Here is a 17,367-nt window from a genome sequence, read left to right as displayed (position 1 = left end):
TGCTGCAGCTCGCTTTTTCCATCGCGGGTTCAGCAAGATTCTTTCAAATCCGCCAGCGCGAAGCCGCCCGCCTGTAGCCGATCGACCAACACACCGAGCCCCGACAGGTGCCGACGAGAGCCGTGCACCGACCGTTGATGCACCTCTCCGCGCACCTGCGCCGCGCTTGCGGTAACAAACGCCACCTCGTCCAGTTCGGGAGGTGCATCGCCCGGCGCGAGCCCGCACCACTGGAGCACGCGTGCCATCTGGGTGTCGGTTTCGCGCACCAGGTCCTCGTAGCGCACATCGAGAATCTGTCCCGGCAGCACGGTGTGCCAGTGCTGCATGGTCTGCCGGTATGCAAGGTAGTACTCGGCAATCTCCTCGAGCCTGTACGAAAACGGATAGGCGTTGTAGAACAACGTCTTGTACATGGCGTAGCAGGTGTCGAGCGGGTCGCGCACCAGATGGATGATGCGGGCCTTGGGCAACGCAGTGGCGATCATTCCACAGTAGAGATAGTTGATCGGCATCTTGTCGATCAGTACCGGATGCCCCTGTACGACCTCGCGGGCGCCGCGAACATACTCCACACCGAGCGCGGCGAAATCGATCTGCAGCGACGCCTGTGCCGCAGTCACCTTCCCTGGATCACCAGACATCACGCGAGACGTCGCCGCCCCGAGGACGGCGCCGAAATCCATCAGCTCACCTGCCGAACGTGCGCCACCGCGCTGCACGAGGAGCCGTTCGAGCAGCGTGGTGCCCGATCGCGGCAAGCCAACGATGAAGATCACGCCTTCGCCCCCCTGCCCCGGACGCAAGGCCTGCAACGTGTGTTGCCCGTAAGCATCCCGTATTGCAGCGATATGCGCGCACTCGGCCGCGACGTCGTACTGCAGGCTTGCGCGCTTGCATGCCGCCGCCGCAGTCAGTGTCTCAAACGACTCAGCGTGTTGCCCGAGATCCTCCAGTTCCTTGGCCAGCGCAAACAGGCCTGCGGCCCTGGCCGGGGGATCGAGCGTGCAGGCGGCCAGCCTGCGACGCAGGTCGTCCAGGTGATTTTGCTGCACGGTCTGCCGCCGCAGCGTGGCGCGCAGGTACAGGGCGTCGCCAGCGCCTGGCATCAGCTGCAACAGCCGATTCAGGACGCGCTCCGCCGCTTCGAATTCGCCGCTGAAGAACTGCATCGTTGCAAGGTCGTACATCAGCCGTGGCTGTTCGCCCAGCAGCGCCAGCGCGTCCCGATAGGCATCGCGTGCCGCAGCCACGTCCTGGCAGCCACTCTGCAGCGTGCCGATCTGCCAGAGCGCTGCTCCATCCCCCGCAGACAGCGCCTGCGCACGCTGCGCAACCATGCGAGCCTCGCGGCGGCGGCGCAGTTGCACCAGCAAACTGCCGTACTTGATCAGCAGCGCAACGGGCGACGTCGCAACCGATGCGGCCTCCTCGATACGTTCGGCCGCGGTGTCCGGATCGCCGTTGGCCAGCCAGGCTTCGCTGGCCAGCTCAAGCAGGTGCGCATCCATGGGGTAATCCGCGCAGGCGCGCTCGGCCAGTTCGACCGCTTCGCGGTAACGTCCCTGACGCAGCAGCTGATATCCATCGCGCAGGATGTGCTCTCGCGGGGTTTCACTCACTCCTGCCTCCTTATCGCCCACGTTGATCATGCGCGAGATCAATCGACGCGGCGCGCGCGCAGGGCGACACCGCCCGGGGTGACCAACATGAAACTGCCCATCGCCGCCTTTCGGATCGTCACCACATCACGCTCGGCCACGTGACCGCGACTGGTGGGTTCGGTCACTGCCCAGCGCTGCTGGTTATCCAGTGTCACGATGCGGGTGCCGTCGGTCCGATACGCCACTGCAAGCACGGCGGCGCTGACCTGCGCAGGCGGCTTGTCGGCAGACACTGACGCTGGGCGGGCCACATCGTGGCCGAATTCCCGTACCGCCCTGCTGGCTTCGGCAGCGCGCACCGCCGGCGTTGGCGGGAAGCTGGCGTCATAGCAGGCCAGGCGCGGCAATGGATCGGGCACCGAGGCGCAGGCGTGCGTGGGCATCTCCTGCGCGCCCGCAGTCCATGCGCAACCCAGCAGCATCAGGCCCCACAGCATCCGCTTGTGCATCGTGCATCTTCGCCTTTCGAGAATGCGTGAGCATACAAGGCAACCGCCAGCCAGTGGTACGGACATTGCCACCACACTCCCGTGCCGATTGAACAGCCAAGGCGCGCCGCCTAAGCTGCAGCCAGTTACCTGGTATCCATACGTCGAGGCCGCGTATTGAAGACATCTTTGCAGCAGGCTGCGCACCTTCTGCAGCAGGGACAGCTGCCGCAGGCCATTGCCGCCTATCGACACATCCTGCAAGCCGAACCGGACTGCGCCGATGCCTGGTACAACCTGGGTTATCTGCTACGCCGCACCGGCGAAGCCGCAGCGGCACTGGACGCGTACGGGCAGGCGTTGCGGTGTGGCGCGGACGCCCCTGAGCAGATCCACCTCAACCGGGCCGCGCTGCTGAGCGAGCAGTTGAATCAGGACACGCTGGCGCTGCACGAACTCGGGCGCGCGCTGCGCTGCCGCCCGGACTACCCGCCTGCCTTGCTCAATCTCGGTAATCTGCACGAGGAGTTGGGAGACCGCGATCAGGCGATCGCGGCGTATTCGCGACTCATCGGCATTGCCCATCCCGACGCGTCGACGCATGCACTGCAACTGCAGGCCGGCGCGCGCCTGCTGCATCTGGATCCTCCCACACATGCGACGGATGCGCGACTGGCCGGCCTCGCCCGCGCAGTCGCAGTGGCGGGCCATGACGCAGCGCTGATGAGTACCATCTCGCATGCGGTGGCGCAGGCCTATGATCGCCTGGGACTGCATCAGCTTGCCTTTGCGGCGGCGAGCACGGCCAACCGCCACGGTCACACGCAGGCCAGGCGCTATGACCCGCAGCGGATCGAGCAGTTTTTTTCCGATCTGACCTGTGTGTTTGCGCAAGACAACCCGGAGCACCGCCACGACACGTCGGCCGCTGCACGCGACACGACGGAGCCCTTGTTTATCTGCGGGATGTTCCGTTCCGGCTCGACCTTGCTGGAGCAGGTGCTTTCGCGCCACCCGAACATCGCCGCAGGAGGCGAGCTGGATGCGCTGCCGCGCCTGGTTGCGCAGACGCTCTCGCCGTTTCCACAAGCCGCGCACGCGCTGTCCGGGCAGAGGCTGACGCAACTGGCAGCCCGCTACCGACAACGCGTGGCGATGGCAGTGCCGGAACAAGCCCAGCTGCGCTACATCACCGACAAGCGTCCAGACAACTTTCAACTGATCGGCCTGATCAAGCGGCTGTTTCCTCTGGCCAGGATCGTGCACACCCGCCGCCACCCGCTGGACACCGGGCTGTCGATCTTCATGCAGCAACTCAACCCGCACCAGTTCGGCTATGCGGGCAGGCTGGAGGACATTGGCCACTTCTATGCAAGCTATGCGCAACTGATGCGCCATTGGCTGGCACTGTATCCGGACAGCATCCATACCTTCGATTACGACGCCTTTGTTGCTGCCCCGGAGCCCACGCTGCGCGCACTGCTCGACTTCCTGCAGCTGCCCTGGGAACCGGAATGCCTGGACTTCCATCGCGCGCGCAATGCGGTCAGGACTGCGAGCTACTGGCAGGTGCGCCGGCCGCTGCACAGTGAAGCGTCGGGCCGCTGGCGTGCTTACGCCGCGCAACTGTCTCCACTGCGGGACGCGCTCACCCGGGCCGGTGTCGCCATCGCGGAGTGAGCGCCGGCCGGCCGGCGCTCATCCGGCGCGGTGGCTCGCGATGGCTGTCTCCATCGCATTGACCATGGCGCGCTCTTCGTTGCTGAGCAATGGATTCCACACATCGAAGATCAGCACGACGCGCGCCTGCGCGCTGTCGTTGCGCGCCTCATGCTCGATCGAATCATCGAACACCAGCACCTGCCCGACCTCCCAGCGGCGCCAGTCAAAACCCACCCGGAAGCTGCAGCCTTCCGGCACGATCAGCGGCAGATGCGCCACCAGGCGTGCATTGGTTTCGCCATGATGCGGGGGGATCACGGTGTGCGGCGCAAGCACCGAAAACATCGCGTTGGGGCAGACCCCATCGATCCGTGCCGCATCAACCAGGGACAGCGCTGCGGCGGTCACCGGGCAACGCTGCACATGCGACTGGACGGGCTGGCCGTGCTGCCAGAGCGGATACGAGCTCCATGCGGGCGAGTGATTGAGCGCCTGCCACTGGTTCACCGGCTGACCGGCGGCGTAGGCGATGTAGGGCGCAAACCCTTCCCTGTCGCCGTGCATCACCGCGTGCAATTCTTCGGTGATGGCAGCTGTCTGTTCCTGCAGGGCAGCGACCCACGGAAACGCCGCGATGTCATGAAAGGTCACCGCCGGTAGCCGGGGAATATGCAGGCGATTGGATTGAGAATGGAACGGCCGACTCCGGCCGCTTGCGATCGCTGCCGCCTCGTCCCAGCGCCCGTGTAGTGCAGCATCCACCGACGCGCGCGGGGCGTGCAGCACGGCACGCAGCTGCGCTTCCAGCTCCAGCGTGTCCTGCTCCACCGCCTGGCTTGCGCGTGCGAGCTTGCGCCGCAGGACCGCCGGCCATTGCGGCTCAGGCGGCGCCACCTTCAGTGCATCGCGGTAGACACCGGCGGCCGCACGTGTCCTGCCGCGCGCGTCCAGAAACGCCGCCTTGGCCAGCAAACCGGGCAAGAAGTAAGGATCGATTATCAGCACCGCGCTGATCGCCTGCCATTCCCCGTCGATATCACCCTGCGCCTGCTTCACCACGGCGATGGTCAGCACGATCATCGGATCGGCAGGGCTGCTTGCGCGCGCGCCTTGCAGAAACTCGAGGGCGGCCAATGCATCGCCTCGCTGGTGCGCGTGCACCCCGAGGCTGTACAGGGCCTGCGGATGCGCAGGCGACAGCTGCCGCACCTGCCGCCACAACTGCTCGGCCTGCTGCCAGCGCCCCGCCGATGCTTCCGCACCCGCCTGCTGCATCAACTCGGCGATGCGCGCGTTGAGTTGCTCGACCTGTGCTGCCATCACATCTCCCCCGTTTCGGCCCCCGTCCTGGCACGATCATACGGTCTGGAAGCTGATGCAACCGCCTTGCGCGCGACCACAGCCCTGACTGTCGCACCGCCCGCTACAGGCGCCAGGCGCCAGGATGCCGCACGCCTTTCAGGGTCTCGCCAATCGGGAGCAGCTGGCAAAACGTAGGCAATAGTCGCCAGGTGGGTGTGGACGGCGCGCTCACAACCCAAGTGCATGAGTGGTACATGTCGATTCCGAGCACCGGCCGCGCGGCTGCGTACTCGTTTTGTTGGCACTCCTAGTGGCTGTGACCATCGTGGGCATGGGAGTGCCCATGTGCGTGATGTCCGTGGGAGTGAGTCCGATCGGAATGCGGTGAGGCATGCGCGTGACCGGCATGCGACTGCGGCGTGGAACGCCCCTGCACGTGGCCGGATGGCATGGCGTCATGCGCGGGCAGCGGCGTGCCACACGGCGGCGTGCCGCAATCGCCACTTTCCACCTGCAAGGTGACGTGGGCGATGTCGAAGCGGTCGTGCAGGAGCGTGCCGAGCGCGTCGCGCAGGCGGTCGCGGTCGATGGACTCGCCCACCACCACGTGCGCGGTGAGTGCAGGCGTGCTGGAGGCCAGCGCCCAGACATGCAGGTCGTGCACATCGTCCACGCCCGGGTAGCCGATCAGGGCCTGGCGTACCTGCGCCAGGTCGATGCCCTTGGGCACACCTTCCAGCAAGACGTTGATCGCTTCGCGCAGCAGTACCCAGGTGCGCGGCAGCACCCACAGGCCGATCAGCACGGCCAGTACCGGGTCGATCCACTGCCAGCCGGTCCAGCGGATCAGCAAGGCACCGATGATCACCGCCACCGAGCCGAGCATGTCGCTCCAGACCTCCAGGTAGGCACCCTTGACGTTGAGGCTTTCGCCACTGCCGGCGTGCAGCAGCTTCATGGCGATCAGATTGATCACCAGGCCGAGCCCGGCGATCAACAGCATGCCGTTGGAGGAAATCTCCTGTGGCGTGCGAAAGCGTTGCGCGGCTTCCCACAGGATGTAGGCACCTACGCCAAACAGCAGTGCACCGTTGACCAGCGCCCCCAGCGCTTCCAGGCGCACATAACCGTAGGTACGGCGTGCATCGGCCGGGCGCCGGCTCAGGCGCACGGCGAGCAATGCGATCATCAAGCCGAGTGTGTCGGTGGCCATGTGCGCGGCATCGGACAGCAAGGCCAGACTGTTGGACACGAACGCACCGATGACTTCAGCCACCAGGAAGGTCGCCGTCAGGCCGAGCGCCCACCACAGCGGTGCTTCGTGGCGGATGTCGCTGGGGGCGTGGCTATGATCGTGTCCCATGATGTGCGGCCTCGTGCAGTGCGCGCACACAGTAGGCGCGTGGGCATGCGGAGACTATTACACCTGTGCGTGATGAAATCACATCACGTGAGCACGGCACTGCGCCGTCTTGCCCGGGCCGGATAGCAACGTGAAGCGGCTGGCAAAAATTTCGCTCGAACACCGTCGCAATGGCGGCACGTACTGACCCCACTGCCTTCATTGGCGGGTGGAGTGATGTCGTAGTGACAGCGCGATTGCTCGGGCGGAAGCGGCTACCCAGACCGCGCTTCATCAGACGCCGCGCCGCATGCGCTGCTTGCACGCTTGCATACCGACCATCTCGACAGGCCCTTGCCCGCCTATTGTCGCGGGACCTGATGCGGCAGGGATGCCGCCTCAGAGCCTGCCGGGATGTACTTGCGGCGTGTCCGGCGATGGTAGGCGGGGCAAGGGCCTCGCAGCCGAGCCGCAGATCATCGCTGCGCACCCTACGCACCCCGTTCAATCACGTACGTGACGAAGGCGAGTTACAAAGCCGGCAACGCCCACTTGGCGGTGGGCGCAGTGGCTGTCTAAGCCGCTCTCAAACCTTGGCGACCAGCTTGACCACGCTGGAAAAATCCAACCCACCGTTACCGGCCTGACTATTCATCGCATACAGATTGCGCGCCAGCTCGCCCAGCGGGATCGAGACGCCGGCCTGCACCGCCGATTCGGCCACCAGCCCCAGGTCCTTGAGCATCAAATCATTGCCGAAGCCACCGGTGTAGCCGCGCGAAGCCGGCGCGTTGGGCAGCACGCCCGGCCAGGGATTGCAGACCTCGGTGGCCCAGCTGCGACCGGTGCTGACCGCCATCATCTGCGACAGCACCGCCGGGTCCAGACCCTGCGCCACACCCAGGGCCAGCGCCTCGCCGGTGGCGGCCATGATCACGCCCAGCGCCATATTGTTGCACAGCTTGGCGACCTGGCCGGCGCCGTTGTCGCCGACGTGGAAGATGTTTTTGCCCATCGCCTGCAGCACGGGACGCGCACGCTCCAGTGCATCGGCAGCACCACCGATGATGAAGGTCAGCGTGCCGGCCGCCGCACCGGCAGTGCCGCCGGAGACCGGAGCATCCAGCATCGCCAACCCGCGTGCGTGCGCAGCGTCGGCCACCTTGCGCGCGGAGACCGGCGCGATGGTGCTGCAGTCGATAACCAGCGCGCCGTCCGGAATCTGCGCCAGGATGCCGCCATCGCCCAGGTACAGGCCTTCCACGTGGCGGCTGGCCGGCAACATCGAAATGACGATCTCGGCGTCGGCCAGGGTGTCGTGCGCCGAGCCGGCCGCCTGCGCGCCGGCGGCCGCAGCAGCGTCCAGCGCAGCAGGCATCAGGTCGAACACACGCAACTGGTGCCCGGCCTTGATCAGGTTGGCGGCCATCGGGCCACCCATGTTGCCCAGGCCGATAAAGGCGATCTTGCTCATCGTGTCGATCTCCAGGTTGGAGCACTCATCAGAAGAAGAAACGGATTGCGTCCGTGCAGCAGCGACCTCGCGACTGCACGGACGCAGCGCGCAAGCTGCCTGCCTGCGCGCTGCCGCGCATCGCGGTGCCTAGCCCGTGCCCAGATCGACCAGCGGATGCTGCTCCGCCGGCCAGGGAGCGTCGAAGAAGCCTGCTGCCCAGGCCGCATCGGCGTCGCCCAGCGATGCCGGTTGCCAGCGCGGCTGGCGGTCCTTGTCGATCAGCAGCGCACGGATGCCCTCGGCAAAATCGCCATGCGCGGCGGCGTGCAGCGCAACCACATACTCGGTACGAAACGTGTCGGCCAGCGTGGCGGTACCCGGATGACGTTGCAACTCCCAGGCCAGACGTGCCGAACCCGGCGCACCGGCGGCCAGCGTGGTGCGCGCGGCCTGCAGCCAGGCATCTTCGCTCTGCAGGGCGTCGATCGCCGCGACGACCTGCTCCAGCGTGTCGCCGGACACCAGCTGCGCAATCAACCCCGCATGCAGTTGCAGCGGACCCGGCTCCAGCGGCTGTGCCAGGCCTTGCAGGAAGGCGCCCAGTTGCGCGCGATCCTCCTGCGCATCGCCGCTCCACGCGTGCGCGCCCAGCGCTTCCAGCACCGCCGGATACTGCGCATGCTCCAGCTGCACATCCGCCAGCCCGGCATGGACGGCATCGCTGGCATTGAGTGGAGCCCCGGTCAACGCCAGGAACAGGCCGGCGCCGTCCGGCACGCGACGCAATAGCCAGCTGCCGCCCACATCCGGGAACAGGCCGACAGTGATTTCAGGCATGGCCAGGCGCGAGCGCTCGGTGACCACGCGATGGCTGGCGCCGGACATCAGCCCGATGCCGCCGCCCATCACGATGCCATGGCCCCAGCACAGCACCGGCTTGGGATAGGTGTGGATGTGGTAGTCCAGCCGATATTCTTCCTCGAAGAAGGCAGCGGCATGCGCATTGTCCTGCGGCCTGGCGCGTCGCTGCGCAGCCTCGGGTACCGCATCGCGATGCGCGCGCATGCTCTGGTAGAGCCCATGCAGATCGCCGCCGGCACACAAGGCCTTGTCGCCGGCGCCACGCAGCACCACGCAGGCAACCTGTGCATCATCGGCCCAGGCCCGCAATTGCGCATCCAGCAGCCGCGTCATCTCCAGCGACAGCCCGTTGAGCGTCTTGGGCGCGTTCAAGGTGGCGATGCCGATGCGATGCCCATCGGCGCAGTCGCGCTGCTCGAACAGCACCGGCGCGTCTTCGCGTGTGCTGGTCTCCGCCATCAGTGCGCGCTCCAGCGCGGCGCGCGCTTTTCCAGAAACGCGGCAACGCCTTCGGCCTGGTCGGCCTGCTCGAACAGATCCACGAAAGCCTCGCGTTCGGCCACCAGGGCTGCGGCGTGGGTGCCGGTACGGGTGGACTGCACCAACCGTTTGCAGGCCGTAACACTGACCGGGCTCTGCTTGCCGGCACGCTGCGCCCAGGCGATCGCCAATGCGCGCGACTCACCCTGACCGACGACCTCTTCCACCAATCCGATGCGCTGCGCAGTGGCGGCATCGATGCGTTCGCCGAGCAGGATCATGCGCTTGGCCCAGCCCTCGCCGACCAAACGCGGCAGATTCTGCGTACCGCCGGCGCATGGCAGCAGGCCGACGCTGGCTTCGGGCAAGGCGAGCTGTGCGTGTTGCTCGGCAATGCGCAGATCGCAGGCCAGCGCGCACTCCAGCCCGCCGCCCATGGCATAGCCGTTGATGGCGGCAATCGACACGCCGCGGAATGCGCTCAAGGCCTCGAAACCTTCGCCGAAGCGACGCGCCGCCTCGCGCGCCACGGCCTGGTCGCCATTGGCAAACTGCTTGAGGTCGGCGCCGGCGCTGAAGAACTTCTCGCCCTCGCCGGTGATCACCAGCGCGTACACGCTGCGGTCGGCATCCAGCGCCTGCATCAGATCGCGCAAGGCAGCCAGGCTCTGCACGGTCCAGGTGTTGGCCGGCGGGTTGCTCAGGGTGACGATGGCCACGTGGCCATCGCGCTCGATCTGCAGGCCGGTGTGGATGCGCCCTTCCCAATCGCTCATCGCAGTTCCTCCTCGCCGTTGAGCAGGTGACGCGCCACGATCATGCGCATCACTTCGTTGGTGCCTTCCAGGATGCGATGCACGCGGCTGTCGCGCAGCAATCGCTCAATCGGGTACTCGCGGATATAGCCATACCCGCCGTGGATCTGCAGTGCCTCGTCGCAGATCGCAAAGCCGGCATCGGTGGCGAAGCGCTTGGCCATCGCGCACCACACGGTGGCATCGTGGCTGCCGGCATCGAGCTTGCGCGCTGCGGTGTGCACCATCTGTCGCGCGGCCACCAGCTGCGTGGCCATATCGGCCAGCTTGAATTGCAGCGCCTGGAAATCGGCCAGCTTCTTGCCGAACTGGCGACGCTCGCCCATGTAGCGACGCGCGGCGTCCAGCGCACCCTGCGCGGCGCCCAGCGAACAGGCGGCGATATTGATGCGGCCGCCGTCCAGCGCCTTCATCGCCATCTTGAAGCCCTCGCCCTCCTTGCCGAGCAGGTTGGCGGCGGGAATACGCACATCGGCGAAGGTCACCCCGCGCGTGGGCTGGCTGTTCCAGCCCATCTTTTCTTCCTTGCGGCCGTAGCTGATACCCGGCGCATCGGCCGGCACCGCGAACGCGCTGATGCCACGGGCGCCGTCTTCGCCGGTACGTGCCATCACCACCAGCACATCGGTGGCGCCGGCGCCGGAAATGAAGGCCTTGCTGCCGTTGAGCACGTAACTGTCGCCATCGCGCTGCGCGCGGGTCTTCAGCGAGGCCGCATCCGAACCGCTGCCCGGTTCGGTCAGGCAGTACGAGCCCAGCTTGACGCCACTGGTCATCGCCTCGCCCCACTGCGCGCGTACCGCATCGTTACCGTAGCTGGCGATCAACCAGGTGGCCATGTTGTGGATGCTGATGAAGGCCGAGGTGGACGGATCGACCGTGGCCAGTTCCTCGAACACCACCGCCGCATCGAGCCGGCGCATCCCCAGGCCGCCGACGCCCTCGTCGGTGTACAGGCCGCAAAAGCCCAGTTCGGCGGCCTTGGCGATGGCCTCGCGCGGGAAGTGCCCTTCCGCGTCCCACTGCGCCGCATGTGGAGCAAGTTCCTTGTCGGCGAAGTCGCGCGCGGCGGCGCGGAAGGCTTCCTGCTCGTCGTTCAGATCGGCCGCGTTGGGGTGGAGCTGGATGGCTGCATTCATGGCGATCGGCTCACTTGAGGGAGATGGTGGTGTTGACGCCATGGCTCAGCGTCTGGTCGTCGAACCAGCGCGCGGTCACGGTCTTGGTCTGGGTGTAGAACATCACCACCTGCTTGCCGTACGGACCGAGGTCACCGAGCTTGGAAGCGCGCGAGCCGGTGAAGGAAAACAGCGGCACCGGCACCGGAATCGGCACGTTGATGCCGACCTGGCCTACATCGATGTCTTCCTGGAAACGCCGCGCGGCCGCGCCGGACTGGGTGAACAGCGCCGTTCCATTGCCATTGGGATTGGCGTTGACCAACGCGATGGCCTCATCCAGCGTGGCGGCTTCGAGAATGACCAACACCGGCCCGAAGATTTCTTCGTCGTAGATGCGCATGCCGGGTTTGACGCCGGAAAAGATCGTCGGGCCGACAAAGTTGCCTTGCTCGAAACCCGGCACCTGCGGCGCGCGCCCGTCCAGTTCCAGCGTGGCGCCCTGCTCCACGCCTGAGGCGATCAAGGCTTCCACTCGCTCGCGCGCGGCGCAGGAAATCAGCGGGCCGACATCGGTGCCAGCGGCGTTGCCTGCACCGAGCTTCAGGCTCCTGGCCTTGCTGACAAGCTCCGGAATCCACTGCCGCGCTTCACCCACCAGCACCAGCGTGGAGGCAGCCATGCAGCGCTGGCCGGCCGCGCCGAAGGCGGCGCCGACCATCGCATTGAGCGTCTGTTCCTGGTTGGCGTCCGGCAGCACCACGGCATGGTTCTTGGCGCCCATCATGCATTGCACGCGCTTGCCGGCGAGCGATGCGCGGCGATAGACGTGCGTGCCCACCCTGGTGGAACCCACGAACGACAGCGCCTTGATCTGCGGGTGGTCGCACAGCGCGTTGACCACGTCTTCGCCGCCGTGCACCACGTTGAGCACGCCCTTGGGGATGCCCGCTTCCAAGGCAAGTTCGACCAGGCGCATGGTGACCATCGGGTCCTGCTCGGACGGCTTGAGCACGAAGGTGTTGCCAGTGGCAATCGCCATCGGAAACATCCACAGCGGAATCATCGCCGGGAAGTTGAACGGGGTGATGCCCGCACACACACCCAGCGGCTGCAGCAGGCTGTAGGTATCCACGCCGGTGGCGACGTTGTTGGCCAGCTCGCCGAGTTGCAGGTTGCCGATGGCCGCGGCGTGCTCCACCACTTCCAGCCCGCGGAAAACATCGCCCTCGGCATCGGCCAGGGTCTTGCCCTGCTCGGCGCTGAGCAGCGCGGCCAGCTCGGGCATGTGCTCGCGAATCAGCTGCTGGTATTTCAGAAAGATGCGCGCGCGGGTGCCAATCGGCGTCTTGCGCCAACTGACAAAGGCACGGCTGGCAGCGGTAACGGCGGCATCGACTTCGGCGACGGTGGCAAACGGTACCTGCGCCAGCACGGACTGGTCGGCGGGGTTGACCACGTCCTGCCACTGCTCGCTGGCCGAGATCACCATTTCGCCATCGATCAACAGGGACACACGGGGGACGGATTCGCTCATCACAGGGCTCGCTCACAGGGGGCATCGGGCCACGCTGGCCCAGTGCTTCGCATTGTTCGCACCCCGCTCCGGCATTCCCAGCCATGATTTGCTTAATCGCGCTAAGCTACCTGCAACCTTTTGCGAAGTTTGCGAATGCCCCAGTCCCTTCCTCCCTTGCGGCACCAGCTGGGCCTGCGCCTGCAACGGCTGCGCCAGCGCCACGGCCTGACCCAGGCCGAGCTGGCGCGCCGGCTGGGCTTGTCGCCCAGCTATCTGAACCAGATCGAGCGCAACCAGCGGCCGCTGACCCTGGCGATTCAGCAGCGCCTCAAGGCCACGTTGGGCGAACTGGACGGCCTGCACGACCTGGACGACCCGGCCGCCCTGGTCGAGCCGCTGGACGATGCGTTGCGCAGCCTGGGCCACACCTTGTCGCCGCCCGAACTGCGCACGCTCGCCGGCAACCTGCCGCAGGTGGCGCAGGCCTTGCTGGACCTGCAGCGTGCCCATCAGCACCTGCTGGAGCGCACTGGCGCGCTGGAAATCCAGGTCGGCGTGGGGCATGCGGCAATGCCGTCGCTGTCGCCCGGCGAGCAGGTCCGCGACTATTTCAACCGCGCGCACAACTATCTGCCCGAACTGGACGAACGCGCCGAAGCACTGCACGCCGAACTCGGCGCAACCACCGACAGCCTGCCGCTGCGGTTACGCCAACGCCTGGCCGATCGCCACGGCCTGCTGGTGCAGGAATCGCCCGACCTGCACCACGACAAGCGACATGTGGATACGCAGGCGCGCGTGCTGTGGCTGCCCGCGCATCTGCGGCCCGGGCAACAGGCGTTTCAACTGGCTGCGCAACTGGCCTTGCTGGAATCTGCCCCGTTACTGGAGGCGCGCATCGCCGATGCCGGCTTTGCCGATGCCGAGCGCATCGCGCTGTCGCGGATCGGCCTGTCGAATTATTTCGCCGGCGCGCTGGTGATGCCATACAGCGACTTCCTGCACAGCGCACAGGCCTCGCGCTACGACATCGAATGGCTGGCGGACCGCTTCGGGGTGGGTTTCGAGGCGGTCTGCCATCGCCTGAGCACCCTGCAGCGGCGCGGTGCGGCCGGGCTGCCGATCTTCTTCATGCGGGTGGACCGCGCCGGCAATGTCTCCAAGCGCCACTCGGCCACCGACTTCCACTTCTCGCATGTCGGCGGCGCCTGCCCGCTGTGGATCGTGTACGAAGCCTTCAACCAGCCCGACCGCATCCTCACCCAGATCGCGCGCATGCCCGATGGCCGGCGCTATTTCTGGCTGGCACGCCAGGTCAGCAGCGGGCCGCCAGGCTATGGCCGCCCGCGCAAGACCTTCGCGCTGGCAATGGGCTGCGACCTGCGCCATGCCGACCAACTGGTCTACGCGCGCGGCTGGGATCTGGGCGCGGTGGACGATGCGGTGCCGATCGGGCCCGGCTGCCTGACCTGCGAGCGCAGCGACTGCGTGCAGCGCGCATTTCCTGCCCTGCCCCGGCTTCCGGCCAGTGCACGCTGACCGTGAGACCAGGGCGCACGGTCACGACATGGAGCAACCTTTGATCGCCACTGGCACCACCCATGCCGGAGTGTGACGAAGCAGACGCTAGCGCTGCACTGCAGCATTCCAAGCCGAGATAGCTCCCGCAAAATGCTTCATTGGAATGGAATGACTCGCGCTTCTACCCTGAAGCGGACACATGCAGGACAGGGGGACGCCAACGCGCTCGTCGAGCGTCTCGGCGCCACACAAACACACCGCACCACGCATTACCGCCGCACGCCACGCCCGCCCATTCGCGCCTCGCACGTCGGCGCCGGCAGGCCGACGCAGCCAACCACCTTATTCGGTCACTTTGTCCTGGGAGGGATCAACCGATGCCTGTTCACCACACCGGCCGCTCGGCCAGCCGGCCTGCGCACCGCACGCCGGTCCGCGACGTTCTCTGCACCACCATCGCCTGCGTCCTGGCCACCGCATTCAGCGCGCACGCGCAGGACACCGCGCCCGCCGCGCCGCCGGCCAACGACACCAGCAGCGCCGCCAGCAATGGCCAGGCGCCGGTGACGCTGGACAACATCACCGTGATCGGCCAGCGCGCCAGCCTGAATCAGGCCGTGCAGGCCAAGCAGATGTCCGATCACGTCATGGAAGTGATCTCCGCAGACAACATGGGCCAGATGCCCAACGTTACCGTGGCCGAGGCGCTGGTGCGCCTGCCCGGCGTCAACGGCACCCGCGACCGCGGCAACGAGAGCCTGGCCACCGTGCGCGGCCTGGGCCCGCGCATGACCATGGGCACCGTCAACGGGCGCGAGATCGCCTCCTCCGAGCCCAACCGTGCAGTGCGCTGGGAGGTGTTCCCCACCGAGATCGTCTCCACCGTCAAGGTCTACAAGACTCAGTCGGCCGACCTGGTGGCCGGCGGCCTGGCCGCCACCGTGGACATCTCCACCATCAGCCCGCTGGACTACACCGGGCCGGGCTTCGTCGGCACCGCCGGCCCGGTGTTCTACGACCACGCCAAGGACGTGGACGGCTACACCCCATGGGGCAGCCGCTTCGGCGCCAGCTGGGTGCACAAGTTCAACGACACTCTGGCCGTGGCCTTCGGCGCCACGTACCAGAAGCAGAAAAACGCCAGTTCGTCGATCGGCAGCTGGGGCTATACCGATGCCACCACCTCGCGCGACGTCGATGGCGATGGCACCGTCGATCCCACCCCCTGGGGCGCGGCCGACCAGCTCAAGCTGATCGACCAGACCCGTACCGGCGCGATGGGCACGGTGCAATGGCGCTCGGGCAATTTCGAGTTGAAGTTCGACGGCCTGTATTCGCGTATCGAGATCGACGAAGACCAGTTGCAGAACTGGTTCAACGGCCTGGCCTTCAGCACCTTTTCCGGCGCTACCAATCCGTACACCACGCCGGGCTCGTCCTACACCATCGTCGATGGCGATGTGGTGGCCGGCACGCTGGCCAATTCGAACCTGCAGGTCGACCACGTGGTCAGCCACTACAACGAGGTCAAGACACTCACCGCCGGCGGCCTGAATGCCAAGTGGAACGGCGATGTGTGGACCCTGGGCAGCGACCTGTCGTTCTCCCAGGCCAAACGCGACAACACCTGGCAGGCGGTGCGCTTCGGCAGCAACCCGGACACCATCTCCTTCGATTTCCGCCGCAGTGTTACTCCCACCATCAGCACCAGCTCGGACACGCCCGAGTGGGGCATCAATGGCCAGACCGAGCCGCAGGCGCTGCGCGACAAGATCGCCGCCCTGGCGCTCAATGCCAGCCGCTCAGTGGATGCCGGCCCGTTCACTTCGCTGGAATTCGGCGCACGCGCTGCGCGTCGCGAAAAAGAGAACCGTCGCTTCCTCAGCAACCAATCCGGTTTCGATCAACCGATCTCGGCGTATCAGGACCTGATCTACCCGGTGACCATGCCGGACTTGAACGTGCCCACGCTGACCGGCGGCAACATGGCCGAGATCGCGCGCATCGGCTTCGGCGGTTTCGACCCGAGCACGCTAGACGAACAATTGCTCGACCATTGGAACGTCAAGGAAGACGTGCGCGAAGCCTTTGCCAAGGCGGTCTTCAGCTCGCAGCTGTTCGGCACCGATGTCACCGGTAATGTCGGCGTGCGCCTGGTCAACACCAAGACCACCAGCGACGGCTTCGATTCGATCGGCAACACCATCCAGCCCAGCACCGACAGCAAGGAATACACCGACGTCCTGCCCAGCGCCACGCTCAACTTCCTGATCGACGACCAGCGCATCCTGCGCTTTGCGGTGGCCAAGGTCATCGCGCGTCCGCCGCTGGACGAACTGCGCACCGGCCGCCGCCTGGACGACCCCAACGTCACCGTCGGCCAGCTCACCGGCAGCGGCGGCAACCCGCAGCTGGACCCGTTCAAGGCCACCCAGGTCGACGTGTCGTACGAGTGGTACTTCCACAAGGAAGCGCTCGCCGCACTGGCCGTGTACCGCAAGGAAGTGGATTCGAGCATCGGCTACCGTACCGACCGCGAAGTGATCAACGGCCTGGACTACCTGGTCAGCGCACCGTTCAATGGCGGCGGCGGCTACATCAATGGCGTGGAACTCACCTTCCAGACGCCGTTCTTCTTCATCCCGCACATGGAAAACTTCGGCGTCTACTCGAACTATTCGCTGGTGGATTCCAACCTCAAGGAATTCTCGCCGGAAAACAACCCGCTTCCGCTGAGCGGCCTGGCCCGCAAGACCGGCACCTTCGACCTGTGGTACAGCAACGGCACCTTCGAAGCACGTGTGGGCTACAAATACCACAGCCCCTACACGGTGGTGTACGGCTGGAATGCCGCGCGTCTGGCACGCCTGCAGAGCGAAGGCACCGTGGATCTGAGCTTGAACTGGCAGTACAGCAAGCAGCTGGGCTTCCGCTTCCAGGCCGGCAATCTCACCAACGAGCCGCTGCGCGCCTATACCGACAACAAGCCCAATCGCCTGGCCAACCAGGACGATGGCGGCTACCAGCTGTTCGGGCGTCGCTACCAGCTGGAAGCGACGTACCGCTTTTAAGTAGTGCGGACGCCTAACGTGCAGTCGCCGGCAATGCATGCACGGCACGCACAGAACCGGCAGATACGCGTTGTATCTGCCGGTTCTGTGCAGGCCACCATGTCCCTGGCGCGGGCACCGTCGTGTTC

At 66.2% G+C, this 17,367-nt stretch carries 12 protein-coding genes and 1 other RNA gene; 3 read left to right on the top strand and 10 right to left on the bottom strand.

All coding sequences use genetic code 11. From position 1 onward, the window contains the following. Positions 1-29 precede the first annotated feature (29 nt). Positions 30-1,622 (bottom strand): sulfotransferase family protein, encoded by a 1,593-nt coding sequence (locus tag A7D17_RS10950; protein WP_425479591.1) that lies wholly within the window; start codon positions 1,620-1,622, stop codon positions 30-32. Positions 1,623-1,660: 38 nt separating this feature from the next. Next, complete coding sequence (locus A7D17_RS10945; protein WP_095522600.1) at positions 1,661-2,113, bottom strand: hypothetical protein; 453 nt, start codon at positions 2,111-2,113, stop codon at positions 1,661-1,663. 156 nt (positions 2,114-2,269) lie between these two features. Between A7D17_RS10945 and A7D17_RS10940 the strand changes: the two genes are divergently transcribed. Beyond that, complete coding sequence (locus A7D17_RS10940) at positions 2,270-3,772, top strand: tetratricopeptide repeat-containing sulfotransferase family protein (RefSeq protein ID WP_064509107.1); 1,503 nt, start codon at positions 2,270-2,272, stop codon at positions 3,770-3,772. Positions 3,773-3,790: 18 nt separating this feature from the next. On the opposite strand, the gene A7D17_RS10935 is transcribed toward A7D17_RS10940, so the two are convergent. From A7D17_RS10935 to A7D17_RS10900, 8 genes are all read right to left on the bottom strand, one after another. Next, positions 3,791-5,074, bottom strand: coding sequence for an aspartyl/asparaginyl beta-hydroxylase domain-containing protein (locus A7D17_RS10935; RefSeq protein WP_064509106.1), 1,284 nt, complete (start codon positions 5,072-5,074; stop codon positions 3,791-3,793). A gap of 161 nt (positions 5,075-5,235) precedes the next feature. After that, positions 5,236-5,312: non-coding RNA, sX9 sRNA (locus A7D17_RS10930), on the bottom strand. 51 nt (positions 5,313-5,363) lie between these two features. Beyond that, a complete protein-coding gene (locus tag A7D17_RS10925) occupies positions 5,364-6,419 on the bottom strand; it encodes a cation diffusion facilitator family transporter (RefSeq protein ID WP_064509105.1) in 1,056 nt (351 codons plus the stop codon). A 565-nt stretch (positions 6,420-6,984) separates the two neighbouring features. Beyond that, a complete protein-coding gene (mmsB, locus tag A7D17_RS10920) occupies positions 6,985-7,887 on the bottom strand; it encodes a 3-hydroxyisobutyrate dehydrogenase (RefSeq protein ID WP_193395336.1) in 903 nt (300 codons plus the stop codon). Positions 7,888-8,001: 114 nt separating this feature from the next. Continuing rightward, positions 8,002-9,174 carry an enoyl-CoA hydratase/isomerase family protein gene (locus tag A7D17_RS10915; protein ID WP_064509103.1) on the bottom strand — a complete coding sequence of 391 codons (1,173 nt, stop codon included), beginning with the start codon at positions 9,172-9,174 and terminating at the stop codon, positions 8,002-8,004. Beyond that, a complete protein-coding gene (locus tag A7D17_RS10910; protein WP_064509102.1) occupies positions 9,174-9,971 on the bottom strand; it encodes an enoyl-CoA hydratase in 798 nt (265 codons plus the stop codon). Before A7D17_RS10910 ends, A7D17_RS10915 begins: the two co-directional genes overlap by 1 nt. Continuing rightward, on the bottom strand, positions 9,968-11,149 hold the full coding sequence (locus tag A7D17_RS10905) for an acyl-CoA dehydrogenase family protein (protein ID WP_064509101.1): 1,182 nt from the start codon (positions 11,147-11,149) through the stop codon (positions 9,968-9,970). The genes A7D17_RS10910 and A7D17_RS10905 overlap by 4 nt, the downstream gene beginning before the upstream one ends. A 10-nt stretch (positions 11,150-11,159) precedes the next feature. After that, positions 11,160-12,665, bottom strand: a complete 1,506-nt coding sequence (locus tag A7D17_RS10900) for a CoA-acylating methylmalonate-semialdehyde dehydrogenase (RefSeq protein ID WP_064509100.1) — start codon at positions 12,663-12,665, stop codon at positions 11,160-11,162. A 135-nt stretch (positions 12,666-12,800) separates the two neighbouring features. On the opposite strand from A7D17_RS10900, the gene A7D17_RS10895 reads away from it, so the two are divergent. Together A7D17_RS10895 and A7D17_RS10890 are read left to right on the top strand one after the other, a co-directional pair. Further along, on the top strand, positions 12,801-14,186 hold the full coding sequence (locus A7D17_RS10895) for a helix-turn-helix domain-containing protein (RefSeq protein WP_064509099.1): 1,386 nt from the start codon (positions 12,801-12,803) through the stop codon (positions 14,184-14,186). A 359-nt stretch (positions 14,187-14,545) separates the two neighbouring features. After that, positions 14,546-17,239 (top strand): TonB-dependent receptor, encoded by a 2,694-nt coding sequence (locus tag A7D17_RS10890; protein WP_064509098.1) that lies wholly within the window; start codon positions 14,546-14,548, stop codon positions 17,237-17,239. Positions 17,240-17,367 lie beyond the last annotated feature (128 nt).

Source organism: Xanthomonas floridensis (genome assembly GCF_001642575.1).
In the GTDB taxonomy this organism is placed as follows: domain Bacteria; phylum Pseudomonadota; class Gammaproteobacteria; order Xanthomonadales; family Xanthomonadaceae; genus Xanthomonas; species Xanthomonas floridensis.
This window is presented reverse-complemented; position numbering and strand designations above follow the sequence as displayed.